This is a genomic window from Amycolatopsis acidicola (assembly GCF_007713735.2).
Lineage (GTDB): Bacteria > Actinomycetota > Actinomycetes > Mycobacteriales > Pseudonocardiaceae > Amycolatopsis_E > Amycolatopsis_E acidicola.
The window spans coordinates 1-23,711 of the sequence record NZ_VMNW02000057.1 but is presented as its reverse complement, the minus strand read 5'-3'; the positions used below and the strand labels follow the sequence as shown (position 1 = coordinate 23,711).

Genomic DNA, 23,711 nt, shown 5'->3' with positions numbered 1-23,711 from the left:
AGGCTCAACCGCCCCGCAGCGCGCGCGTCAGTGAAGCGGCCGGGTCTGCTTCGCCGCGGGCGCCGCGTTTCCAGGTATCCGGGCTCCCCACTGCGGGCGGCGGTGGGGCCGCGTGTTCCCAGTCCAGGATCACGGTGCGGCGGGCGATGAGCCAGCGACCCGAACGGCGTTCGAAGACGTCGAAGTAGCGCAGACCCTGGAACACGGCCTCGCCGTCCAGCGGGTTTTTCCGGTACAGACAGTAGGTTTCCACCTCGGCACGATCACCCTCCAGGACGATCGCCGGGACGCCGAGGAAGTGGTAAGTGCCGGCGAGCGTCGCGCCGTAGCGCTCGAAGAACTCGAACAACTCGTCCACCGGGCCGGAAAACCGGCCGTGGTCGTCGGTGGCGTCCGGGTGGTAGCAGGTGCGGGCCAGCGGCCGGTCCCCGCGGTCGATGGCGTGCGCGTAGCGGGACAGTACGTCCGTGATCTCGGCGCGGGCGAGCAGATCGTCGATCGCGGTCATGCGATTGACAATGACGCACGTGTCATGTTTGAGTCAAGTGCTCCGGTTCTTCGCTCCACAGTGGACACCTTCGGCAGAGAGGTCGTGGTCGTGCCAGGGGAAAACGGCAGGGTCGCCGTCGTGACGGGTGCGGCATCCGGTATCGGAGCGGCGGTCGCGGAACAGCTTTCGGCCGAGGGCGCGCACGTGGCGCTGCTCGACCGGGACAGCGCCGGGCTGGCCGCGACCCGCGCGCGGTGCGGGCCGGGCGAAGTGCTCGAAATACCTTGCGACGTGCGGGAAAACGCGGAAGTCGAAGCGGCGTTCGAACGGGTCGCCTCGTGGCGGGGACGCCTCGACGTGGTGGTCAACGCCGCCGGGGTGCTCGCCCGCGCCGGGATCGAGGACACCGCCTGGGACACCTGGAATTCCGTGCTGGACATCAACCTCACGGGCACGTTCCGCGTGGTGCGCGCGGCGTTGCCCCGGCTGACCGCCACCGAAGGCGCGAAACGCATCGTCAACCTCGGCTCCGGCGCGGCCGACCGCGGCTACGCGTACCCGGCCTACACCGCGTCGAAAGGCGGCGTCGTGGCGCTGACCCGGCAACTCGCCGCGGAACTCGCGCCGCGCGGGGTCACCGTCAACGTCGTCAACCCGGGCTTCGTGCGCACCGCGATCAACGACGACGCCTGGTCCGACGACGCGGCCAGGGCGCGCTGGGAGAGCACGATCCCGCTCGGCCGGATGGGCAGGCCCGAGGAAGTCGCCGCGGTGGTGTGCTTCCTGGCCTCCCCCGCCGCGAGTTACGTGACCGGCCAGGTCTTCCGCGTGGACGGCGGCCGTTCAGCGATCTCGGCGAAGCCGTCATGACCGGCCGCGTCGAAGGCAAGGTCTGCGTGGTCACGGGCGCCGCCGCCGGGCTCGGCGCGTCGATCCGCGCGCTCTTGGCCGAGCATGGCGGCCTGGTGACCGGGCTGGACGTCACGCCGGGTCCGGGGCTGTGGCGAGTGGACATCCGGGACGAAACCGCTGTGGCGCAAGCGATGCGGCGGGTCGTGGCCGAGCACGGCCGGATCGACGTGCTCGTCAACAATGCCGGCATCCCCGGCCCGCGCAAACCCGCGCACGAGGTGAGCGCGGAGGAGTTCGACGCGGTGTTCGCGGTGAACGTGCGGGGCACGTGGCTGTGCACGAAGTACGCCATCCCGCACATGGGCGAAGGCGGCAGCGTGGTCAACATGTCGTCGATGTACGGCCTGGTGGGGAACGCGATGCTGCCCGTGTACCACGCGAGCAAGGGCGCGGTCCGCCTGATGACGAAGGCCGACGCGGCCACGTACGCGGCACGCGGGATCCGGGTGAACTCGGTGCATCCGGGCTCGATCGAGACGGGCTCGGCGAAGTCGGTGCGGCAGGACACCGGAGACGCCGCCCGCGACTACAACGCCCGCACGCTCGCCGCCATCCCGCTCGGCAAACGCGGCGAGCCCGCCGACATCGCTTACGGCGTCCTGTATCTCGCCTCGGACGAGGCGAAGTACATGACCGGCGCGGAACTGGTGATCGACGGCGGCTTCACCGCGCTGTGACCGGCCGCGCCCAGAGGAGTGTTTCAAGTGTGGTTTGCGTGGCGGTGCGGGGTGGGGGCCTTCCCTAGAGGAGGCCGTCGCGGCGCATGGTGTTTTCCAGTTCCGCCAGGTAGAACCGCGTGATGCGCTCGGCCGCGCGGGCGGACGCGGCGGACCGTTCGAGGTGGCGCAGCAGGTCCTTCTCCTCGTTCTTCGTCAGCTGCCCGAGGTCGACGGCGTCCGCCAGCACCATCGCGTCGGTGGCCTCGACGCTTTCCCGGAGCAGCTCGCCGAGCCCGGAGAAGCGGGTCAGCAACTCCTGCACCCGCCTGCGCTGCTCGTGGTATCTGTCCGGCACCTCGGCCACGTCGCTCCTTCCGTCCGCGGTGCCCGACATTACTGGCGCCCGGACGGCCCGGTCGAACGACTCCACCCATCAGTGCACTCACGAAGCGCTGATCAGCGGCAACGTGACCGACGACGGATGCGCCGCCGTGTGCTGGACCTGATAGCCGCCCCCGAGCAGGCTCAGCAGCTGCGGCGGAGTCGGCAGCAGATGCGGGAAGTCGTTGGTGTTCACCGTGACCCGTACCCGGTGCCCGGCCGCGATGGTGGCGTACGTCGGGAAAACCTCCACGTCGTATTTCGTCACCGCGCCGGGAACCACCGGTTTTTCCGCTTCCGCCGTGTAGGGGTGGTAGGGCAGCACGGTCTTCCCGTCGACGGTCCACGAGCGCGACGAGTCCACCGCGCGCGCCGAGCCCAGCAGCGCGCCTTCGGTGAGCGGCTTCGAAGTGCCGTCCGGGGCGACGTCCTCGACGTTGACCACCCACTCCGTCTGCGTCGTGGTCGCGGAGGCGTACAAGGTCGCCGAAATCGGGCCGGCCAGGGTTGTCGCTCCGGACATCGGTTCCGTCGTGTAAGTGAGCGCCGTCGGCCCGGTCTGCGCGGCGCGATCGTCGTCAAGGCACGGCACCGGGCTGGGCAGGTTCGCGGTCAGCAGCGAGACCGCGCCCATGATCCACTGATCGGCCGACCGGTCGCAGATCGACGAGCTGACCGGCGCCCACGACACCTGGTCCGCGCCGGCAAGCGGCGCCGTCGTGGTCAGCGTGCCGTCGTTGCGGGACGGCGCTGTCCCGCTTCGCTCACCGGAGAAGTAGTACGTCGTCGGCTTCGCGCCGGTCAGCGGGTACGTCGTGGTCTGCGCGTAGTGCCCGGTGCCGATGTCGTAGTAGTGCAACGGGGTCCGCGTCTCGCCCATACCGGTGTCGGCGCCCTTGAGCCAGGTGTCGAACCACTTCAGCTGCAGCTCCTCCAGCGCCGAGGCGTTGACCGCGAGCTGGAGGTGCGTGTAGTCGCCGTCGAGCAGCTGGTACCGGCCGGTGACCGGCTGGCCCGCCGACATCGGCGCTGTCGTCGGCTTTCCGGCCCAGGCGTTCTGCAGTGCCGCGTAGTTCAACGGCTCGCCGCGCTGGAAGATGTCGTGCTCCCCGCCCACGAGGTAGGCCGGGATGCCGTTCGCCACCACGTTCCGCAGCACGTTCTGCGGCGCGCGGTCGTGCCAGTACTGGTTGTCGTACGAGTTCGGCCCGCCGAGATACGCCTGCGCGAGGAACAGCAGATTGTTGCTGACCGTGCTTTGCAGGTGCTGCGCCAGAACCTGCGCGGACGAGAGCAGGTCCGCCGGGTTCCGCAGGAACGCGACCGCCGGGTTGAGCAGGTTCACCAGCGGCAGCAGCGCCCCGAGGTACGCGAGGTCGAACTCCGCGTCCGGGATGCCGCCCATGAACGCGGTGTCGCGGTAGGTGTCGTTGGCCGCGATGAGCGGGAAGATCGCCTTCAGCGGCGAGTTCTTCCCCACCGCGGCGGCCGTGAACAGCTGGTTGATCCCGAGGTAGGAAGCCCCGTGCAGGCCGACGGTGCCATTGGCGTGCGGCAGTCCGGCGGCCCAGTTCACCATCGCGACCGCGTCCTGGGTCTGCTGCGTGTCGAACAGGTCGAAACTGCCCGCCGAGTTCCCGGTGCCGCGCACGTCGACCGAGACGTCGATGTAGCCGTGCGAGACGAAGTACGGGTCCACCCCGACAGCCGAGGACCCGAGCTGGCCCGCGAGCTGGTTCCCGTACGGCGTTTGCGTCAGCAGCACCGGGAACGGGCCGGCCGCGGGCTGCCCGGTCGCCTTGTCCAGCGGAGTGTCGACCGTCGCGCGCAGCACGGTGCCGTCGGCCATCGTGACCGGCACGTTCTCCTGCTTCGACTCGCCGTACTCCGCGGGACCCGGCGTCCAGGAATGCCCCGGCGCCGCGCTGGCGTCGATGGCCTCCTGGACCGGATCCGGCGGCGTGACGGCGACGGCCGCGGGGCCGGTGAGCACACCGGCGGCGAGCACGGCCACGAGCGCGAGAGCGGACCTCATCGTTGAGCCTCCACAGTGGACGGTGATCAGAAGACGGTACCGACGTCGTTGGCGACGATGTCGTCCAGCGCCCGCTCGGCGACGGCCGCGATCGTCATGGACGGGTTGCACGCGGCCGTGTTGCCCGGCATCAGCGCGCCGTCGAGCACATACAGCCCGCGATGTCCTTGCACGCGCCCTTCGAGGTCGCACACGAGGTCCATCGACGCGCCGCCGAGCGGATGCCACGTGCTGGGCGCGATCGTCGTGGTGTCGAGCCGGACCGACGCCGCTCCGCCGATGTCGCTGACGCGCTGCTCGATCCGGCTCGCCAGCGGGCCGTCCGGATTGCCCGACCAGTGCAGGACAGCGTCGTCCTTGGCCGCGTCGTACACGAAATGGCCGCGCCCCTGGCTGACGCCGTAGCCGACGAGCATCGTGGTGTGCAGGTCCGGCAGCGGCGGGAGCGAAGCCTGGATGACGGTGTTGGCCCGCTCCGGGTCGTCCCATTCCAGGCTGCCGTAGACGACCGGACCTCCTTGCGGGGCCCCGAAATCGTCGGCGAAGTTCGTCCAGGTGTAGATCTGGTCGCCGTTGGAGCCCCAGTTCGTGCCGAGCCCGTCGGGCAGGTCCGGGATCGAGCCGGTGGCGGCCGCGCGCATCAGCAGCCGCGTGGTGCCCGCCGTGCCCGCGCCCATCACCAGCGCGTTGGCGAGGAAGATCTTCTTCTCCACCACCGTGCCGTCGGTGGTGATGCGGTCGGCCTCGATCCGCCAGCGCCCGTCCTTGGCCAGCGCGACGCCGGTGACGTTGTGCAGGGTCGCGATCTCGCAGTTGCCGGTGGCCTCCGCGGCGGCGAGGTAGGTGACGTCGACGGAATGCTTGCCGCCGTTGTTGACGCCGAGGCTGCAGTCGCCGTTGGTGTAGGACGCTTTCATCTCGCCCTTGAGCTCGCGCAGCGCGTAGTCCCAGTCGATCGGCATCGGGATCTTTTGCAGTGGGTAGCCCGCCTGCTTCGTGTTGCGGGCGAACACGCGGGACGCCTTGTACGTCGGGCTGTCGATCAGCTCGTCGGGCGCGGTCTCGACCTGCAGCATCCCGGCGACGCGCGGGTAGTAGACCTGGTCCATCCGGTCGTAGTCCAGTTGCTCGGGCAGGTTCGCGTTGAACACGTCCCGCGCCGGCTGGAGCGTCATACCCTGGTAGATCAGGGATCCGCCGCCGACCCCGGCCGCGACCATCATGTCCATCCCGTTGCCCGCGACGCGTTCCAGCAGGCCGGTGTAGCGCGGGAACGGGAACGAGACGAGGTTGAACAGGTTCGGTTCCGAGCCCAGCCAGAAGATGCGCTTGTCGGGCGACGTCGGATGCGGGAACGTCTCGGCGTTCGGGCCGCTCGGCCAGCGGATCCCGCGCTCCAGCACCAGGACCGGCACGCCGGCTTGCGCGAGCCGCAGCGCGGAGACCCCGCCGCCGAAGCCGGACCCGACGATGACGACCCGGCGTTCCTCGGTCGTCACCGGGACACGGCTCGCCGCGCCCGCCGTGGCGGGCAGCAGGGACAGGCCGGTGGCGGCCGCGGCCCCCTTGAGGACGGTACGCCGGTGCACGACTGACATGAAGCGGTCCTTCCTTGGCGGAACTTGCCGGACGAGCCGGAGTTTAAGGAGCGGAACCGAGACAAGGAACGATTTGCGGATCTCACTACTCGCCAGTAGCATTCGGCCGGTGCGGACTCAGGGAAGACGTCGGCGTTGAGCCCCCACCGCACCGACGCGCGTCTCAACCGGGAGAAGATCCTGCGAGTGGCCGAGGAGGCTTACGCGCAGGGTTCCGAAATCGTGCCGCTGGCGGAAATCGCGCGGCGCGCCCGGCTCGGCCGCGCCACCGTGTACCGGCATTTCCCGGATCAGCGTTCCCTCGGCCTCGCCGTCGCCGCTCAGCAGCTGAAACTGTTGCGCCGCACCGTGCACCACGCCGGGGGCGGCTCGTTCCGTGAGCTGCTGGGCGCCGTGCTGGCCACCCAGATCGCGCGGCGGCCGCTGGTGCGCTTCTTCCGTGAGCTGCCCGTGCGCTACCAGCGGCAGTACTCGGACTCGCTGGTCACGCTGCTCACCCCGGAGTTCCTGCAGGCGCAGTCCCGGGGCGAGCTGCGCGCCGACGTGCAGCCCAGCGACCTGCTGGTGGTGTTCGAGATGGTGGAGGCGGCGGTCGCGAGCGCCCACCACGAGGACGCCACGCAGCGGATCGTGGCCGTGATCCTGGACGGGTTCTTTCCCTGTTCGCGGTGAGCGCGCTACGTCAGCACCACTCCGCCGTCCACCTGAAGCACGTGCCCTGTCACGAAAGCCGCCTGCCGCGAGGCCAGGTAGACGGCCGCGGCGGCGATCTCGGCCGGAAGCGCCGTCTGCCGCGGCAAAGCAGTGGTGCGGCGGAACCGGGCACGCTCGTCGACCCGGCTCTTCGACGCCTGGGTGAACATGCCGGTGTCGGGGTGGAACCGGGACCCCGCACTGGTTTCCGCCGCCAGGTCCTCCGGCACGGTGCCATACGGCGCGATGGCGTTCACGGTGATCCCCGCGTCCCCGACCTCCAGCGCGAGCACCCGGGTGAAAGAGTGCACCGCACCCTTCGCCGCCGAATACACCGCCAGATACGGGTCCCCGATCAGCGCCGACACTGAGCCGATGTTCACGATCCGCCCGCGCCCGGCCGCCCGCATCCGCGGCAGCACCCGGTGCGTGCAGTTCAGCGTGCTCATCAGGTTGACGTCGAGATCGGCCCGCCACTGGGCGGGGTCCGATTCCTCGAACGGGGTGACGGCCGTGTTCCCGCCGACGTTGTTCACGAGCACGTCGACCGTGCCGAACCGCGCCAACACGTCGTCGAACAACGCCGCGACCTGTTCCCCGGAAGTGACATCCGCGGCGCGCCACAGCACATCCGCCGCGCCGCGCTCCCGCGCCAGTGACGCGACGCGCTGCCCCGCCTGCTCGTCCCGGCCGACGAGCACGACCTTCGCGCCTTCTTCGGCGAAGGCGAGGGCGGTGGCGCGGCCGATGTTCGCCGTCGCGCCGGTGACCACCACGACCTGTCCCGCGAGTCCGGTATCCATTGTGGACTACCAGGCGACCGGGAGCTCGTACACGCCGTACACGGAACCGTCGTGCTTGAACGGGATGTCCTCCAGCGGCGCGGCCAGCCGGAGCGCCGGGATCCGCCGGTAGAGCGTGCTGTAGACGATGTCCAGTTCGAGCCGGGCCAGCGGTTGCCCGAGGCATTGGTGCACCCCGAAACCGAACGCGATGTGACGGCGGGCGTCACGCGTCAGGTCCAGCTCGTCCGGGTTCTCGAACACGTCGGGGTCGCGGTTGCCGACGTCGTTGGCGAGGATGATGCCCTCGCCCGCGCGGATGGTCACCCCGGAGATCTCGAGGTCCTCGAGCGCGACCCGGCGGCGGCCGTTGTGCGTGATGTTCAGGTACCGCAACAGTTCCTCGACCGCCGACGACACCAGGCCCGGGCCGTCCGCGTCGCGGAGCCTGGCCAGCTGCGCCGGGTTTTCCAGCAGCGCCAGCGTGCCCAGCGCGATCATGTTCGCCGTGGTCTCGTGCCCGGCGATCAGCAGCAGCACGCCCATCTGCGCGGCCTCGGACCGCGTCAGCTCGCCCGCGCGCACCCGCCCGGCGAGCCCGGACAGCAGATCGTCCGCCGGCCGTTCGAGCTTCTCCCCCACCAGGCCGTCGAGGTACCCGGCGAGGTTGCCGTGCGCGGCCATCCGGTCTTCGGCCGTGGTGTGCCGGTTGATGATCGCCTTGCTGTTGTCCTGGAAGAAATCGTGGTCGGAGTAGGGCACCCCGAGCAGTTCGCAGATCACCAGCGACGGCACCGGCAGCGCGAACGCCTCGACGAGGTCCACCGGGTTCGGCCCGGCCAGCAGCTCGTCGATCAGGTCGTCGACGATCCGCTGCACCGCCGGGCGCATCTTCGCGATGCGCTTGACGCTGAACGACCCGGTGACCATGCGGCGCAGCCGGGCGTGCTCCGGGTCGTCCATGAGGATGAAGCTGATCGCGGACCGCTGTCCGGTGCTCGGCACGGACAGCGGGTAGCCGGGGCGCAGGGCGTCCGAGCTGACCTTCGGGCTGCGCAGCAGGGCGCGCTGGTCCTCGTAGTGCGTGACGAGCCAGGGGGTGCTGCCGTCCCACACCTTCACGCGCGTCGGGGCCTGCGTGGCCAGCGTCGCGCGGGCCGCGGGCGGCGGATCGAACGGGCGGTCTTTCGCCCTGGGCATGGGAAATTCGGGTACCTCGGTCGTCGTGGCCTCGGTACTGGTCATGCGGTTCGCTCCCTCAGCTGAAGAAATCGGTGATGTCGGCTCGGCGGAGGCGGGACTGTTTCGGCATCTTCCAGCCGAGGACACCGGTGTCCCGGCCGCCGGAGCGGTAGCGCACCACGAAGCGGCCCTCGGCGGGGTCGCCGTCGGTCACGGTGGGTTCGGCGCCCGGCGGGATCAGCCCGTGCACCTGGATCTTCACGTCGAACTGGTCGGACCAGAAGTAGGGCACCGGGGTGTAGGCCCGGTCCGCGCCGAGGATGTTGTCCGCCACCGCGAGCGCCTGTTCCGTCGCGTTGGTGCGGTTTTCCAGCCGCAGCGTGCGTTCCAGCGGTTCGTGGTACCAGCGGGCGAGGTCGCCGACGGCATAGATCCCCGGCGCCGCCCGGCAACGCGAATCGCACACCACGCCGTTGTCGAGGGTGAGCCGGCTGCTGGTAAGCCAATCCGTTACCGGCGCGGCCCCGATGGCGACCACGACCAGATCCGCGGGCAGCACGTCCCCGTCCGCCAGCTCGACCCCGGTGACCCGGCCCGCGTCGTCGCCGCGCAGCGCTGTCACGCCGGTGCCCAGCCGGAGCCGGACCCCGTTGCGCTCGTGCAGTTCCGCGAGATGCCCGCCGACGAACTCGCCGACCTGGCCCGCCATCGGCGCCCGCAGCGGGCCGGTGAGCGTCACGTCCAGGCCCAGTTGCCGTGCGGTGGCCCCGATTTCCGCGCCGAGTACGCCTTCGCCGACGACCACGAGCCGGGTGGCCGCGAGCATTTCCTTACGCAGCGCCAGAGAATCGTCGAGGGTGCGCAGGGTGTGCACGCCGGTGAGCTCCGGCTGCCCCGGCAGCATCCGCGGCACCACGCCCGTCGCGAGCACGATCGTCCCCGCGGTGTGCCGGGCGCCGGAGGCGGTGGTGACCGTGCGGGCGTCCACGTCGAGCGCCGTCGCCTCGTCGCCGAGCAGGAACTCGGCGTTCAGTCCGGAAAGGACCTCCGAGGGCCGCAGCCGGGCGCGTTCGGGCTCCCAGCTGCCCGCCAGGATCTGCTTGGACAGCGGCGGCCGGTCGTACGGCAGATGCGCCTCGGCGCCCAGCACCTTCACCGCGCCCTCGAACCCCTTGCGCCGCAAGGCTTCCACAGTGGACAGACCGGCCGCGGACGCGCCGACCACCAGGACGTCCTCACTCAACGGGCACTCCCCCTTCGGTTGTTCAGGACACCGGCGTGACCGGCGCGAGCCACAGCCCGGTCAGCGCGTCGATCAGGCCGGTGGCGGCGCCGTGCCAGTCGGCGCGCGGCGTGGGTTCCCCCTTGGCCAGCGCCCGTTCCCGCTCGGCGATCACGTGCATCATCAGTTCGCGCGCCATTTCCCCGCGTTCGGCGCGCACCGGCGTCGGCAGCGCGGGCAGGCAGCGGTTCAGCTCCTCGACGGCGCGCACCAGCGAGCCGGAGGTCAGCGACTCCTCCACCATGATCTCGCGCAGCGCGGGGTCGGTCATGACCTGCGCGCTGAACCGCCCGAACCACGTGGGGCTGCCCAGTTCGTCCAGATGCCGGGTGGTCGGGCGGACCAGGCAGGCCACCCAGTCACGCACGTGCGGCGAGCCCGCGGTCTCCTCCACCAGCCGGTCACGCAGCTCATCGGTGCGCACCGCGTGCTTGCGGATGATGGCGCGGACGAGATCGGGTTTGGCGCCGAAGTGGTAGTTCACGGCCGCGTTGTTGCCCTGGCCCGCGGCTTCGCTGATGTGCCTGTTGGACACCGCGTGCACGCCGTGCTCGGCGAACAGCCGTTCGGCGGTGGCGAGGATGCTCTCCCTGGTCGCGTTCGCGCGGTCCGCGCGAGGTGTTTTCGCGGTCATGCCCGCCATCTCACCACCCTGACCTCGCACGTTTTTCCCGGGCTCGGCCCCGGGTCGGTGACCAGTTAACCGCTTCCGCTAAGCTAAGTCAAGCGATTGATTTAATATGCGGTAGTTGGTTGACTACCGGCAGACTTGATCACAGCGCGAGGAGCATCGATGACCGAGAGCGAGCAGCTGATCGACTTCCCGATCCAGTCGGAAGTCACCCTGGAGCCACCGGCGGAGTGGGCGCGGCTGCGGCGGCAGTCCCCGGTCACCGGTGTGCGGATGGCGAGCGGGGACGTGGCCTCGCTGGTGACGCGGTACGAGGACGTCAAGAAGGTGCTGTCCGACCCGCGGTTCAACCGCCCGACGCACAACAAGAAGGCCGCGCGCGTCTCGGACAACGAGTCGGGTGGCGTGTTCAACAGCGAGATGTCCGCGACGCTGCCGCAGACCGGCGAAGGTCACCTGCGCTGGCGGCGCACGCTCAACAAGTGGTTCACCGCCAAGCGGATGGCGAAGATGCGCCCCGGGATGGAGGCGATGGCCGGGCGGCTCGTGGACGACATGGTCAAGGGCGGCCACCCGGCCGATCTCAAGGCGGCACTGGCTTTCCCGCTGCCCGTGTGGGTCATCTGCGACATGCTCGGCGTGCCGGACGCCGACCGCGACCGCTTCGCGCACTGGTCCGACGTGATGCTCACGATGACCCGCAACAGCGACGACGAGGTCGGGCTCGCGCAGGCGGAGTTCCGGGAGTACATGGCGGGCCACATCGCCGAAAAGCGCGCGCGGCCCGGTGACGACCTGCTCAGCGAGCTGATCACCGGCGGCGACGAGATGTGGACCGACGGGATGCTCGTGGCCACCGGGCAGGCGCTGCTGATCGCCGGGCACGAGACCACCGCGAACATGATCGGCAAGATGGTCGCGATGCTGCTCGCCGACCGGACGCGATGGGAGCGGCTGCTCGAAAACCCGGCCCTGGTGCGCACCGCGGTCGAGGAGGCGCTTCGCTTCGACGCCAACGCCGGGCTGGGGATGCTGCGCTTCATCGAGGAGGACATCGAGCTCTCCGGCACCGTCGTGCCGACCGGGACGACGGTCGTGTGCAGCATGGCCGCGGCGAACCGGGACGAGGAGGCCTTCGAGGGCGCGGCGGAGATGGACCTCGGCCGCACGCCCAACCCGCACCTGTCCTTCGGCGCCGGGATCCACTCCTGCCTCGGCCAGGCGCTGGCCCGCACCGAGCTGCAGGTGGCGCTGGAAGTGCTGCTGCGCAAGCTGCCGACGCTCGAACTCGCCGTCCCCGCCGAGGACCTGCGCCGGCTCGAAGGACTCATCGTCGGCGGGCTGCAGCAGGTCCCGGTCCGCTGGTGAAACCCCTATCCGACAAGGAGAAAACCATGAAGGTGAGCGTCGACACCGACAAGTGCTGCGGCGCGGGCACGTGCGTGCTCGTCGCGCCGGACGTGTTCGACCAGGGCGAGGACGACGGCATCGTCATCCTGCTCGAAGAGACTCCCGGCGAGGAGCTGCACGCCGCCACGCGCGAGGCGGCCAGCGTCTGCCCGGCAGGCGCGATCACCGTCGCCGAATAGGTGTTCTTTCCCGGGGCGGCAACGAAGCCGCCCCGGGAAAGGGCTTTCCCCCCGGCCACCCGCCACACATCTTGGCCGCCCCCGAACGCGAGTTGGCCACCCACGCGCACGAGTTGGTCACCCCGGTACGCGCGTTGGCCGCCCCGGTACGCGAGTTGGCATTTCCCGGCGCACACGCGAGTTGGCCTTTCCCGCGCGCGAGTTGGCCACCCCCGAACGCGAGTTGGCCACCCGCGCACGCATGTTGGCCGCCGACACCAACCCTCGATCCGCCGGGGATCCGAGGACCAACGCGAGCCGCAAACACGCCCGAGGGAGCGGCAAACACGCCAACGCCGGGAGCCAACTCACCAACGCGAGCGGCCAACTCACCGACGCCGGGAGCCAACTCACCAACGCGAGCGGCCAACTCACCAACGCCGGGAGCCAACTCACCAACCCGAGCGGCCAACTCACCGACGCCCAACGGCCAGCTCACACCGACAGCAGCCGCGCCAGGTTGCCGCCCATGATCTTCGCCTTGTCGTCCTCGGTGAGTGCGACGCTCTTGAGCGTGTCGAGGAACGTCAGCGGGTCCGACAGGCCCTCGGGGTGCGGATAGTCCGAGCCGAACAGCACCCGGTCCACGCCGAGCACGTCCACGACGTGGCTCATGTCGTCCTCGAAGAACGGGCTGACGTGGATCCGGTTGCGGACCTCCTCGGCCGGGTCGGACGGGAACGCGTTCGGCGCCTTCTTGTAGATGTCGGAAAGCGTTTCCAGCAACGGCGTGAGCCAGCTGGACCCGTTCTCGATCACCGCGACCTTCAGTTCCGGGAACCGGTAGAGCGCGCCGTGGCAGACCCACGACGCCACCGCGTCCTGGACCGGACGCCACTCCCCCACCATCCGGAACGTGTTGACCTCGAACGGCAGATGCTCGGTCTGGTTGCCCTCCCACTCGCTCTGGTAACGCGCGTACCCGCTGTCCGAGGAGTGCATGGCGACCAGCACCCCGTTGTCCTGCACCACTTTCCAGAACGGGTCGAACTCGGGCAGCGCGAACGAGCGCATCCCGCCGTAGCCGGGCACCGGGGCCGGGCGCACCAGGATCGCCCTGGCGCCGCGCTCCAGGCACCACTCCAGCTCCTTGATCGCCTCCTCGACGATCGGGAGGCTGATCACCGGCACGGTGAAGATCCGGTCCTTGAAGGCGAACCCCCACACCTCGTGCAGCCACTGGTTGAGCGCGTGCACCACGGCGTGGATCAGCTGGGGGTCGTCCCGCATCCGCTCCTCGACGAGGCTCGCGAGCGTCGGGAACATCAGCGTGCGCTCCACGCCCAGCTCGTCCATCAGCTCCAGCCGCGGGCCGGGCTCGCGGAAGGCGGGCACGGACTTCATCGGCTTGCCGAAGATCTCCCGGCGGCTCTTGCCTTCGGGGTTCCCGTTCTTGAAGTACTCCTCCATCGCGCCCGGCCGCGCGACCACCTCGAACGTCGGGTTCGGGATGTAGTCGCTGATCTGGCCGCGGATGGCGATCTTGGTGCGCCCGTCCACCTGCACGTACTGGATCGCCTTCCGGTACTTCTCCGGCAGGTACCTCGTGAGCGAGTCCTCCGTCTCGTACAGGTGGTTGTCCGCGTCGAACAGCCGGTACGGCACCTCGCGTGAGGGCATGGGTTTTTCTCCTTCGCTGTGTGTGCTTGCCTCAGGCGACCGCGCCCGACTCCTTGAGCGCGGCGATCCGGTCCCAGCCCAGCCCGAGCTCGAGCAGGACTTCTTCGGTCTGCGCGGCGAACTCCGGCGCGGGCCCGAGTACCGGCGCGGTCACGTCGAACTGCACCGGGTTGGCGACCAGCTCCAGTTCACCGGCCTTGACGAGGTATTCGTTGGCCCGCACCTGCCCGTCGTCGCGCAGCTGCAAGGTGTTCTGCACCGGGGCCCACGGGCCGGACAGGGTGGCGAACCGCTCCGACCACTCCGCGAGCGTCCTGGTCGCGAACACCTCGTTGAGGATCTCCACGGCCGCCTGGGTGTTTTCCGCGATCTTCTCGGTGGTGGCGAATCGCGGGTCCTCGGCCAGTTCGGGGCGGTCGATGTGCCGGCACACGTCCGGCCAGAACTTCGCCGGCTGCAGCATCACGAGGTTGACGTGGTGCCCGTCGGCGGTGCGGTAGAGCCCGGACAGCGGGTTCGTCGGCGCGCCGTGGGTGTCCAGCGGCGGCGCCTCCCAAGGCTGCCCGAGGTGCAGCGAGACCGCGATCGCGTGCCCCATCGCCCACATCCCGCTGCCCAGCAGCGAAACGTCCACAACGGACGGTTCACCGGTGCGTTCCCGTTTGAACAGCGCGGCCGTGATCCCGCCGGCGAGGTTGGTGCCGGAGATCGTGTCGCCGTAGGCGGGCGCGGGCGGGTTGATCAGTCTGTCCAGATCGGACGGTGTGATGCTGGCGGCGGTGGCGCCGCGGCACCAGAAGGCGGTCATGTCGAACCCGCCCTTGTCGGCCTCCGCGCCGCGCGGGCCGAGCCCGCTGCCGCGCGCGTAGATCACCTTCGGGTTGACCGCGCGCACGTCGTCCACGTCGATGCCGAGCTTTTTCCGTGCCCCGGGAAGGAAGTTGGTGAGGAACACGTCGGCCCGCTCCGCCAGTTCGAACAGCACCTCGCGGCCTCCGGGGTTGGCGAGGTCCAGCCCGATGCTGCGCTTGCCGCGGTTCGCGTGCTCGATGTTCGGGTTCGGGTCGCCCTCGATCACGTACTTCCCGGTCCGCCGCAGCCCGCGCTGCGGGTCGCCCGTGACCGCGTGCTCGACCTTGACCACGTCGGCGCCCCAGTCGGCCAGCACCGCGCCGGCCGACGGGACGAACCCGTACATCGCCACTTCCAGGACGCGCACCCCGTCCAGCGGCCCGCTCATTTGACCACCACCGCCATCGTCTTGCGCTCCATGAACTCCTCCAGCCCCGGCACGCCCATCTCGCGGCCGATTCCCGACTGCTTGTACCCGCCGAACGGGGAGTCCGGGGCGAAGTAGTTGCCACCGTTGATGCTCAGCGTCCCGGTGCGGATGCGGCGCGCCACGGCGATCGCCCGTTCGTCGCTCGCGCTCTGCACGGCACCGGAGAGGCCGTAGATCGAGTTGTTGGCGATGCGCACCGCGTCGTCCTCGTCCTCGTACGGGATCACCGCGAGCACCGGCCCGAAGACCTCCTCCTGCGCGATCTCGCTGTCCGGATCGACGTTCGCCAGCAGCGTCGGCGAGTAGAAGAAGCCGGGGCCGCTGCTTTCGCCGCCTGCCACGAGCTTCGCGCCCGCGTCGACCGCGCGGCGCACCAGACCGTCCACTTTGGCCTGTTGCTTCGCGCTGATCAGCGGGCCCATGTAGTTGTCCGGGCTGGCCGGATCGCCGACCGTGATGTGCGGGAACACGGCCGCGACCATCGCCACGATCTCGTCGTGCTTTTCGCGCGGCACCAGCAACCGCGACGTGATGCCGCAGCCCTGCCCGGCGTGCGAGCACACGGTGAAGGCGGCGAACTGGGCACAGGTGGCGAAATCGGCGTCGTCGAGCAGCACCATCGCGGACTTTCCGCCCAGTTCCAGGAAAACCCGCTTCACGGTGCCGCTCGCCGCGGCCATGATCTTGCGGCCGGTGGCGGTGGAGCCGGTGAAGGTGACGACGTCGACGTCCGGATGCGTGGTGAGCAGCTCGCCCACTTCGCTGCCGGACGAACTCAGCACGTTGACCACTCCGGGCGGGATGTCGGTGTACCGGGCGATCAGCTCGCCGAGCGCGAGGGTGACCAGCGGGGTGTCGGGCGCTCCCTTGAGCACGACGGTGCAGCCCGCCGCCAGCGAGGGCGCGAGTTTCGCGAGCGCGAGCTGGTTCGGGTAGTTGTAGGCGATGATGGCGCCGACGACGCCCGCGGCTTCCAGCTCCACCCAGCGGCGGTGCTTCTGGCCGCGCACCTCACTCTCGCCCAGCTCCTCGGTCAGCGGGTGCCCGGCGAGCAGGTCGGCGTAGTAGCGGACCAGTCCGATCGGCTCTTCCAGCTGCGCGCCGTAGGTGAGCACGCGCGGCGCGCCGACGTCGGCGATGGTCAGCTCGCGCAGCTCTTCCTTGTGCTCGACGAGCGCGTCGTGGAACTGACGCAGGCAGCGCACCCGGAAGTCCTTGTCGGTGGCCCAATCCGTGGTGTCGAAGGCACGCCGCGCCGCGGCGATCGCCGCCTCCGCCTCGGCCGCCGTCGCGTCGGGCGCCTCGGCGAACACCTCACCCGTGGCGGGGTTGACGGAGCCGAACGTGCTGCTCGTTCCGACCAGCCGCCCGTCGATCAGCAGCCGGCTGACCCCGGTCACCGGCGGCGTCTCGTCCTGCGCGCGCATCCCGCCTCCTCGCGGTGCTGGAAACAAGGTTCTCGCAAATCGGAAATCTTACTGTCGGCGATACGCACTCTAGCAGCCCCAGCCCGCCGAGATACAGCCCGAACTGGCAGGTCTTTTGTCCGCAGGCCGATGAGAGTATGGTTCTCGCATTTGGAAGGATGATTCTTCCCAGCGCCGCGGAGAAGGGAACGGAACATGGGACGTGTCGATGGCAAGGTCGCGTTCGTCACGGGCGCGGCGCGCGGGCAGGGACGCAGCCACGCGGTGCGGCTGGCCGAGGAGGGCGCCGACATCATCGCGGTCGACATCTGCCACGACCTCGAGTCCCTGAAGTACTCGCTGGCCTCCCCCGAGGACCTCAAGGAGACCGTGCGGCTGGTCGAGGCCACCGGCAGCCGGATCATCGCCGAACAGGCCGACGTGCGCGAGCCCGCGCAGCTGAAATCCGCGCTGGAGCGCGGGATTTCGGAGCTGGGCAAGCTCGACATCGTGGTGGCGCAGGCCGGCATCATCGGCCAGAAGGCCGAACCGGAACAGCAGGTGCAGGCGTGGACCGACGTGATGGGCACGAACTTCGTCGGCGTGCTCAACGCGGTGCACACCGCGCTGCCGCACCTCGGCGAGGACGCCTCGATCGTCGTCACCGGGTCCACCGCGGCGATGATGATCACCCGGCCGATGCAGCAGACCGGCACCGATCTCGGCGGCGTCGCCTACATGGTGGCGAAACAGCTGCTCTCGCAGTTCATCCACGAGCTGGCCACGCATCTCGCGCCACGCCGGATCCGGGCCAACGTCGTCCACCCGACCAACGTGAACACCCCGATGCTGCACGCCGACCCGATGATCCGGTCGTTCCGTCCCGATCTCGCCGAACCGAAGTGGGAAGACGCCGTCCAGGCGTTCCCGGTGCAGCAGGCGATGCCGGTGCCCTACGTCGAGCCTGTTGACATCTCCAACGCGGTGCTGTTCCTTGCTTCGGATGAGGCGCGTTACGTCACCGGCGTGCAGCTCCGGGTGGACGCCGGCGGCTACCTCAAGTGGTACGACTACCACGCCTGAATCCCGGATCCCACCACGAAACCGCGACGGGAGAGCAGAAAAGTGAAGGTGCAGGTCGACCAGGCGCGCTGTCAGGGACACACGCTGTGCGCGATGATCGCCCCGAAGGTGTTCGAGCTCGACGACGTGGACGGCCACTCCTCGCCGGTGAGCGAGGACGTGCCGGCCGATCAGGAGGAAAAGGTCCGCGAGGCCGTGCAGTCCTGCCCGGAACAGGCCATTTCGATCTCCTGAGACGAACCTTCGTGGAGAGGATTTTCCCGTGAGCGTGGACGACGCCGTGGGCCGGACGGCCGACGAGGACCGCAAGAAGAACCGGTATCCGTTCGACCGGCACCGGCCCGAGTACCGGAGCCGGTTCGAGGAGATCACGAAGGAGATGCACGGCCGCTGCCCGATCGCGTGGTCGGACACCTACGGCGGGCACTGGGTGGCCGCCGGCGCGCGTGAGGTGTTCGACCTGGCCCGTTCGGCCGACGTGCTCTCCAACGACCACGACGTGAACAACGAACGGCGCGGCTACCAGGGCATTTCGATCCCGTCGCAGCAAAGCCAGGTGCAGGGCGGATTCCTGGAGATGGATCCGCCGAAGCAGCGCCACTACCGGCAGGCGCTCAACCCGTACCTCTCGCCGGCCGCGGTGAACCGGTGGCTGCCGTTCGTCGACGAGGTCACGCGCGCCTGCCTCGACGAAAAGATCGAGTCCGGGCGGATCGACTTCGTGGACGATCTGGCGAACATCGTGCCCGCGGTGTTCACCCTGGCCATGCTGGGCATCCCGCTGGACCGCTGGACGGTGTACTGCGAGCCGACGCACGCGTCGGTGTACACGCCACCGGACACCCCGGAAATGGCGCGGGTGCGGGAACAGCAGCTGGAACTGTTCCAGGATCTCGCCGGGCGGCTGGCCGAGATCCGCGAGAACCCGCGCCCCGGCCTGATCGACGCGTTGCTCAAGGTCGAGTTCGACGACGGCAAACCCGGCGACCTCGAGCTGCTCGGGGTGCTCGCGCTGATCATCGGCGGCGGGTTCGACACCACCACCGCGCTCACCGCGCACTCGCTGGAATGGCTCAGCGAACACCCGGACGAGCGCGCGCGGCTGTCGCGAGAGCGGGAGACGCTGCTCGACTCCGCCACCGAGGAGTTCCTGCGCTTCTACACGCCCGCGCCCGGCGACGCGCGGACTTTCTCGCAGGACTGCGAAATCCTGGGCACGCGGTTCAAGGAGGGCGAGCGGCTCTGGCTGTCCTGGGCGATGGCGAACCGGGATCCGGCGCTGTTCCCCGAACCGGACCGGATCGACCTGGAGCGCAAGGGAAACCGGCACCACAGCTTCGGGCTCGGCATCCACCGGTGCATCGGCTCGAACGTCGCGCGCACCGTGTTCAAGCGGATGCTGACCCAGGTGCTGGACCGGATGCCGGACTACGTCTGCGATCCCGGGGGCACCGTGCACTACGAGACGATCGGGGTGATCCAGGGCATGCGGAAGCTGCCCGCCACGTTCACCCCCGGCGAGCCGCTCGGCGCCGGACTGGACGAAACGCTCGCCAAGCTGCAGACCGTGGTGGACGAGCAACGGCTCGCCGAGCCCATCACCCGGCGGAAACAACAGGCGAAGATCGACCGTTAGGGAGGCTGTTCGTGGGTAGGCCGTTGCCCCTGGTGACACTGGACAACGAGTTCTTCTGGCGTTCCGGGGAGGACGGCCGCCTGCGGATACTCGAATGCCGGTCCTGCTCGTCGCTGATCCACCCGCCTCAGCCGGTGTGCCGGTACTGCCGGGGCATCGAGCTGGGGCCGCGCGAGGTGTCCGGGTTCGCGACGCTGGTCGGGTTCACCGTGAACCACCGGTTCAGCCTGCCCGGCATGCCCGCGCCGTACGTCGTGGCGCAGGTGGCGCTGGAAGAGGATCCGCGGGTACGGCTCACCACCAACACGGTGGAGTGCGAGCCGGAAGACCTCGTCCTCGGCATGCGGATGGAGGTCGTGTTCGAGCGGCACGAGGACGTGTGGCTGCCGCTTTTCCGGCCGGTCCCGGAACAACCGGAGCCGGCCGGACTGCCGGAGGAGGAGATCCCGGCCCCGGAGGTCGCCCGGCAGGTGCGGCCGATGCGCACTACCCGGAAATACGAGGACGAGGTCGCGCTCACCGGCATCGGGATGTCGGAGATCGGGCGCCGGCAGATGGTCTCGCCGCTCTCGCTGACCGTGCGGGCCTGCGAGCGTGCGGTCGCCGACGCCGGACTGTCCTTTTCGGACATCGACGGGCTGTCCACGTGGCCCGGCGCCGGGATGCTGTCCGGGATGAGCGAGGGCGGCGTGACCGCGCTGGAATCGGCGCTGGGGCTGAAACCCGTGTGGTACAACGGCGGCGGCGAGACGTTCGGGCCCGGCGGCTCGCTGATCGCGGCCATGCTGGCGGTCGCGGGCGGGCTGGCGCGGCACGTGCTGTGTTTCCGGACGGTGTGGGAATCCACGTACGGCGAACTGCTCAAGGCAGGCCGGATCGAGCCGCCTTCGGGCCGCACCACGAGCTGGGTCGCGCCGTTCGGGGCCACTTCGGCGGCGCACACGCTGGCCCAGAACGCGGGGCGGCATTTCCACCGCTACGGCACCACGCGGGAGACGCTGGGCTGGATCGCGCTGAACCAGCGCGCCAACGCCGCGCTGAACCCGACGGCGATCTACCGCGAGCCGATGACCATGGACGACTACCTCGGCGCCCGGATGATCACCACGCCGTTCGGGCTCTACGACTGCGATGTACCGTGCGACGCCGCGGTCGCCGTGATCGTCTCGGCGAAGGACGCGGCGGCCGATCTCGCGAAGCCGCCGGTGCACGTGGAGGCGGCGGGCACGCAGATCGTCGAACGGCTCGATTGGGACCAGAGCACGCTTTACCACGAGCCGCAGGTGCTCGGGCAGGCCGCGCACCTGTGGTCGCGCACCTCGCTCCGGCCCGGCGACGTCGAGCTGGCGATGCTCTACGACGGGTTCACCTTCAACTGCCTGTCCTGGCTGGAAGGGCTGGGGTTCTGCGGGATCGGTGAGGCGAGGGATTTCCTCGACGGCGGCAAGAACATCGCGCGCGACGGCCTGTTGCCGCTCAACACCCACGGCGGCCAGCTTTCGCACGGGCGCACGCACGGGATGGGCCTGGTGCACGAAGCCGTCACGCAGCTGCGCGGCGAGGGCGGGGAGCGTCAGGTTCCCGGCGCGGGGGTCGCCGTGGTCACCAGCGGCGGGCTGACACCGAGTGGCGTGCTGTTGCTGCGGTCGGCCTCATGACGGTCACCGCCGACGTCGACGGGGTGCCGATTTCCGCGCTGGTAAGGGAAGTCCCGGATCCGCGCGCGGTCGTCGTCGCCCTGCACGGCGGCGCGGCGAGCGCGGCCTACTTCCACTACCCCGGGTGCGAGAAACTGTCCCTTGTGGACTTCTTCGCGACGCGCGGGTTCACCGTTGTCGCGCTGGACCGGCCGGGTTATGGGGCGTCGTCTCTCGCGGGGAACGACCTGGGGGACGCCGGAAAGCGCGTCGAGCTCGCTTATGCGGCCGTGGACCGGCTGGTGTCGAAGCGCGGCGCGGGGTTGTTCCTGCTGGCGCATTCCGCGGGTTCGGAGCTGGCCGTCCGGATGGCGTCGTCCCCTGTGGACGATCTGCTCGGGGTCGAGCTGGCGGGCACCGGGCGCCGGTTCCAGCCCGAGGCCGCGGAGGTCGTTTTCGCGCGGCAGAACGGGTCCGGGCCCATCGGGTTGCAGAAACTGTTGTGGGAACCCAGGGAGCTCTATCCACCGGAGGCGCTCGGCGGTGCCCGGTTCGTCGCGCGTGCGCCCGCGTACGAGTCCGAGCTGCTGGCGCGCTGGGCTCCTCGCGAGTTCGCGCTGGAAGCGCCGCGGGTGCGGGTGCCCGTGCAGTACACGCTCGGCGAGTACGACCGGATCTGGCGCAACGACAGCGAATCCATGGCCGAGGTCGCAAGCCTGTTCACCGGCTCGCCTCGTGTCGTGGTCAACCGGCAGCCGGGCGGCGGGCACAACCTGAGCCTGGGCCTGACCGCGCCGGACTACCACGCCCGTGTTCTGTCCTTTGTGGAACGATGTCTGAGGTGAGGCGATGACCGCGTCCGTACTCGCGCTGCTGCTGGTCCGGCTGGCTGTCGGCGGCACGATGATCCTGCACGGCTGGAACCATTGGCTGGGCGGGGGAAAGATCGAAGGCACCGCGCGGTGGTTCGCCGGGCTGGGGCTGCGGAACGGGAAACTGCAGGCCTGGCTGAGCGTGGTCACCGAGATCGGGGCGGGTGCGCTGCTGATCCTCGGCCTGTTCACTTCGCTCGCGTGCGCCGCGATCATCTCGGTGATGCTCGTGGCGGGGCTGCTCGCTCACCGGCGCAACGGTTTCTTCGTGTTCAAAGACGGTTACGAGTATGTGCTCGTGCTCGCCGTGGTCTGTCTCGGGCTGGCGGTCAGCGGGCCGGGCGCCTGGTCGGTGGACCACGCGGCGGGTATCGAGATGACCGGCTGGCTCGGCGGCGGGATCGCGCTGGGCCTCGCCGTGGTCGCGACGGCCGGCCTGCTCGCCACGTTCTGGCGGCCCGCACCCGTTACGGTGGGAGGAACTTCATGAGTCCGCGCGTGGGTTTCATCGGCCTCGGCAGCCAAGGCGGCCCGATGGCGCGCCGCATCGTCGAAGGCGGTTATCCGACCACGCTGTGGGCGCGGCGCCCGGCTTCGCTCGAGCCGTACGCCGACACGTCCGCGAAGGTGGCCTCCTCCCCCGCCGAGCTGGCGGCGATGTGCGATCTCGTGTGCGTGTGCGTGGTGAACGACGCTGATGTGGAAGAGGTTGTCACGGCGGTACTGTCGGGCCTCGCGCGCGGCGGGGTGATCGCCGTGCACAGCACGGTGCACCCGGACACGTGCCGCCGCCTGGCCGGTGTCGCGGCGGAGCGGGGCGTGACGCTGATCGACGCGCCCGTGAGCGGTGGCGGGATGGCCGCCGAAGCAGGGCGGTTGCTGGTGATGGCCGGTGGGCCCGAGGAGGCGGTGGAGCGATGCCGTCCGGTCTTCGAGACGTACGGGAACCCGGTGGTGCGCCTCGGTGATGTCGGTGCGGGGCAGGTGACGAAGCTGCTGAACAACGTCCTGTTCACGGCGAACCTCGCGACCTCGATGAGCACACTCGGCCTCGGGGAAGCGCTGGGCGTCGACCCGCAGCGTCTCGGCGAAGTGATCACCCACGGCACGGCGAACAGCTTCGCACTGGGCCGTGTCGTCGATGGGGGCGGTTCCCTGGAGCGGCTGGCCGCACACGCAGCGGGGTTGCTGCGCAAGGATGTGGGCTTGGTGGCGGAGCTGGCCGGTGATGCCGCGGAAGACTCGACGGTAGTCACCTCGGCCGATGCGGCCCTGAGGATGATGCACCAGCCGAGGTGATTCGTTTCTCTTGCGCTGCGGCAGCAACGGCCGCGCACGGGGCGCGCTTTGTGCACCCCTCCGCCACCCCGATCCGGGAGTGTTCGCGATCTCGGCACCGAGATCGCAAAGGACGGCAGGGATCGGAGCGGCGGAGGGGTGTGGCCATCGGGCGTTGTCGGCTCTCGTTGCCAGGTCACCGCGATGCCTGTCTCGGCGAACGGAACCGCCACCCGGCGACGCGACGCGAGCCTCCCGACGGCCACGCCCCTCCGCCGCCTCGATCCTCAGCCATCCTTTGTGGAGGCGGGGATTCGTCAAGGTAGTCTTTCCCGCCTTGACAAATCCCCGCCTCCACAAACACTTGCGGATCGGGGCGGCGGAGGGGCACCCAGCGCGCTCTGCGCGCGTCCGTTGCTCTCCCAACCCTCGCGAGAACCGAGTCGAGCCAACCCACGCGCGGGAGCGGCCAACACGCCAACGGCAGCAGCCAACTCGCTCGCGGGAGCAGCCAACACGCCAACGGGAGCGGCCAACCCACGCGCGGGAGCGGCAAACTCGGGCCCAGCCGCACCGCCACCCACCAACCCGCCGCACGGCCGCCAAGTCCCCACGCCCCCAAGC

23 protein-coding genes are annotated in these 23,711 nt (G+C 69.8%); 12 read left to right on the top strand and 11 right to left on the bottom strand.

Features of this window, described 5'->3' with window-relative positions; genetic code table 11:
* Positions 1-4: 4 nt before the first annotated feature.
* Positions 5-508, bottom strand: coding sequence for a nuclear transport factor 2 family protein (locus tag FPZ12_RS29830; RefSeq protein WP_144755182.1), 504 nt, complete (start codon positions 506-508; stop codon positions 5-7).
* A 24-nt stretch (positions 509-532) separates the two neighbouring features.
* On the opposite strand from FPZ12_RS29830, the gene FPZ12_RS29825 reads away from it, so the two are divergent.
* Both FPZ12_RS29825 and FPZ12_RS29820 read left to right on the top strand, forming a co-directional pair.
* A complete protein-coding gene (locus FPZ12_RS29825) occupies positions 533-1,360 on the top strand; it encodes an SDR family NAD(P)-dependent oxidoreductase (protein WP_144755179.1) in 828 nt (275 codons plus the stop codon).
* Positions 1,357-2,079: an SDR family NAD(P)-dependent oxidoreductase gene (locus tag FPZ12_RS29820; protein ID WP_144755176.1), complete on the top strand. Its 723-nt coding sequence runs from the start codon at positions 1,357-1,359 to the stop codon at positions 2,077-2,079. The genes FPZ12_RS29825 and FPZ12_RS29820 overlap by 4 nt, the downstream gene beginning before the upstream one ends.
* A 64-nt stretch (positions 2,080-2,143) precedes the next feature.
* On the opposite strand, the gene FPZ12_RS29815 is transcribed toward FPZ12_RS29820, so the two are convergent.
* The 3 genes from FPZ12_RS29815 to FPZ12_RS29805 form a co-directional block, all read right to left on the bottom strand.
* Positions 2,144-2,425 carry a hypothetical protein gene (locus FPZ12_RS29815; RefSeq protein ID WP_144755172.1) on the bottom strand — a complete coding sequence of 94 codons (282 nt, stop codon included), beginning with the start codon at positions 2,423-2,425 and terminating at the stop codon, positions 2,144-2,146.
* A gap of 78 nt (positions 2,426-2,503) precedes the next feature.
* The gene (locus FPZ12_RS29810; protein ID WP_144755169.1) at positions 2,504-4,477 is read right to left on the bottom strand and encodes a CocE/NonD family hydrolase; all 1,974 of its coding nucleotides are present in this window, start codon (positions 4,475-4,477) and stop codon (positions 2,504-2,506) included.
* Between the two features lie 26 nt (positions 4,478-4,503).
* On the bottom strand, positions 4,504-6,075 hold the full coding sequence (locus FPZ12_RS29805; protein WP_144755166.1) for a GMC oxidoreductase: 1,572 nt from the start codon (positions 6,073-6,075) through the stop codon (positions 4,504-4,506).
* Positions 6,076-6,210: 135 nt separating this feature from the next.
* Between FPZ12_RS29805 and FPZ12_RS29800 the strand changes: the two genes are divergently transcribed.
* Positions 6,211-6,747, top strand: coding sequence for a TetR/AcrR family transcriptional regulator (locus tag FPZ12_RS29800; protein WP_144755164.1), 537 nt, complete (start codon positions 6,211-6,213; stop codon positions 6,745-6,747).
* Between the two features lie 5 nt (positions 6,748-6,752).
* Here the strand turns inward: FPZ12_RS29800 and FPZ12_RS29795 are convergent, their stop codons facing one another.
* Genes FPZ12_RS29795 through FPZ12_RS29780 form a run of 4 tightly spaced genes read right to left on the bottom strand, consistent with a single transcriptional unit; the run spans position 6,753 to position 10,648 of the window.
* On the bottom strand, positions 6,753-7,571 hold the full coding sequence (locus tag FPZ12_RS29795) for an SDR family NAD(P)-dependent oxidoreductase (protein WP_144755161.1): 819 nt from the start codon (positions 7,569-7,571) through the stop codon (positions 6,753-6,755).
* A gap of 6 nt (positions 7,572-7,577) precedes the next feature.
* A complete protein-coding gene (locus FPZ12_RS29790) occupies positions 7,578-8,795 on the bottom strand; it encodes a cytochrome P450 (protein ID WP_144755158.1) in 1,218 nt (405 codons plus the stop codon).
* Between the two features lie 13 nt (positions 8,796-8,808).
* Entirely contained in the window at positions 8,809-9,975 is a 1,167-nt protein-coding gene (locus tag FPZ12_RS29785; protein WP_243770095.1) for an NAD(P)/FAD-dependent oxidoreductase, read from the bottom strand.
* A 22-nt stretch (positions 9,976-9,997) separates the two neighbouring features.
* The gene (locus tag FPZ12_RS29780) at positions 9,998-10,648 is read right to left on the bottom strand and encodes a TetR/AcrR family transcriptional regulator (protein ID WP_144755222.1); all 651 of its coding nucleotides are present in this window, start codon (positions 10,646-10,648) and stop codon (positions 9,998-10,000) included.
* A 159-nt stretch (positions 10,649-10,807) separates the two neighbouring features.
* On the opposite strand from FPZ12_RS29780, the gene FPZ12_RS29775 reads away from it, so the two are divergent.
* On the top strand, positions 10,808-12,013 hold the full coding sequence (locus FPZ12_RS29775; protein WP_144755155.1) for a cytochrome P450: 1,206 nt from the start codon (positions 10,808-10,810) through the stop codon (positions 12,011-12,013).
* Positions 12,014-12,039: 26 nt separating this feature from the next.
* Positions 12,040-12,234, top strand: coding sequence for a ferredoxin (locus tag FPZ12_RS29770; protein ID WP_144755152.1), 195 nt, complete (start codon positions 12,040-12,042; stop codon positions 12,232-12,234).
* Positions 12,235-12,708: 474 nt separating this feature from the next.
* Here the strand turns inward: FPZ12_RS29770 and FPZ12_RS29760 are convergent, their stop codons facing one another.
* From FPZ12_RS29760 to FPZ12_RS29750, 3 genes are read right to left on the bottom strand one after another with little or no spacing between them, the layout of a single operon-like run.
* Positions 12,709-13,893, bottom strand: a complete 1,185-nt coding sequence (locus FPZ12_RS29760; protein ID WP_144760509.1) for an amidohydrolase family protein — start codon at positions 13,891-13,893, stop codon at positions 12,709-12,711.
* Between the two features lie 31 nt (positions 13,894-13,924).
* On the bottom strand, positions 13,925-15,133 hold the full coding sequence (locus FPZ12_RS29755; protein WP_144760512.1) for a CaiB/BaiF CoA transferase family protein: 1,209 nt from the start codon (positions 15,131-15,133) through the stop codon (positions 13,925-13,927).
* Positions 15,130-16,602 (bottom strand): aldehyde dehydrogenase family protein, encoded by a 1,473-nt coding sequence (locus FPZ12_RS29750; RefSeq protein ID WP_144760515.1) that lies wholly within the window; start codon positions 16,600-16,602, stop codon positions 15,130-15,132. The genes FPZ12_RS29755 and FPZ12_RS29750 overlap by 4 nt, the downstream gene beginning before the upstream one ends.
* A 195-nt stretch (positions 16,603-16,797) precedes the next feature.
* On the opposite strand from FPZ12_RS29750, the gene FPZ12_RS29745 reads away from it, so the two are divergent.
* From FPZ12_RS29745 to FPZ12_RS29715, 7 genes are read left to right on the top strand one after another with little or no spacing between them, the layout of a single operon-like run.
* Positions 16,798-17,664, top strand: a complete 867-nt coding sequence (locus FPZ12_RS29745; protein ID WP_144760518.1) for a mycofactocin-coupled SDR family oxidoreductase — start codon at positions 16,798-16,800, stop codon at positions 17,662-17,664.
* Positions 17,665-17,706: 42 nt separating this feature from the next.
* On the top strand, positions 17,707-17,898 hold the full coding sequence (locus tag FPZ12_RS29740; RefSeq protein WP_144760521.1) for a ferredoxin: 192 nt from the start codon (positions 17,707-17,709) through the stop codon (positions 17,896-17,898).
* Positions 17,899-17,926: 28 nt separating this feature from the next.
* Positions 17,927-19,300 (top strand): cytochrome P450, encoded by a 1,374-nt coding sequence (locus FPZ12_RS29735; protein ID WP_144760524.1) that lies wholly within the window; start codon positions 17,927-17,929, stop codon positions 19,298-19,300.
* Between the two features lie 11 nt (positions 19,301-19,311).
* The gene (locus FPZ12_RS29730) at positions 19,312-20,958 is read left to right on the top strand and encodes a thiolase C-terminal domain-containing protein (protein ID WP_208026070.1); all 1,647 of its coding nucleotides are present in this window, start codon (positions 19,312-19,314) and stop codon (positions 20,956-20,958) included.
* Positions 20,955-21,782, top strand: a complete 828-nt coding sequence (locus tag FPZ12_RS29725) for an alpha/beta hydrolase (RefSeq protein WP_144760528.1) — start codon at positions 20,955-20,957, stop codon at positions 21,780-21,782. The genes FPZ12_RS29730 and FPZ12_RS29725 overlap by 4 nt, the downstream gene beginning before the upstream one ends.
* A gap of 4 nt (positions 21,783-21,786) precedes the next feature.
* On the top strand, positions 21,787-22,299 hold the full coding sequence (locus tag FPZ12_RS29720; RefSeq protein WP_144760531.1) for a DoxX family protein: 513 nt from the start codon (positions 21,787-21,789) through the stop codon (positions 22,297-22,299).
* Positions 22,296-23,108, top strand: coding sequence for an NAD(P)-dependent oxidoreductase (locus FPZ12_RS29715; protein WP_144760534.1), 813 nt, complete (start codon positions 22,296-22,298; stop codon positions 23,106-23,108). Before FPZ12_RS29720 ends, FPZ12_RS29715 begins: the two co-directional genes overlap by 4 nt.
* Positions 23,109-23,711: the final 603 nt, after the last annotated feature.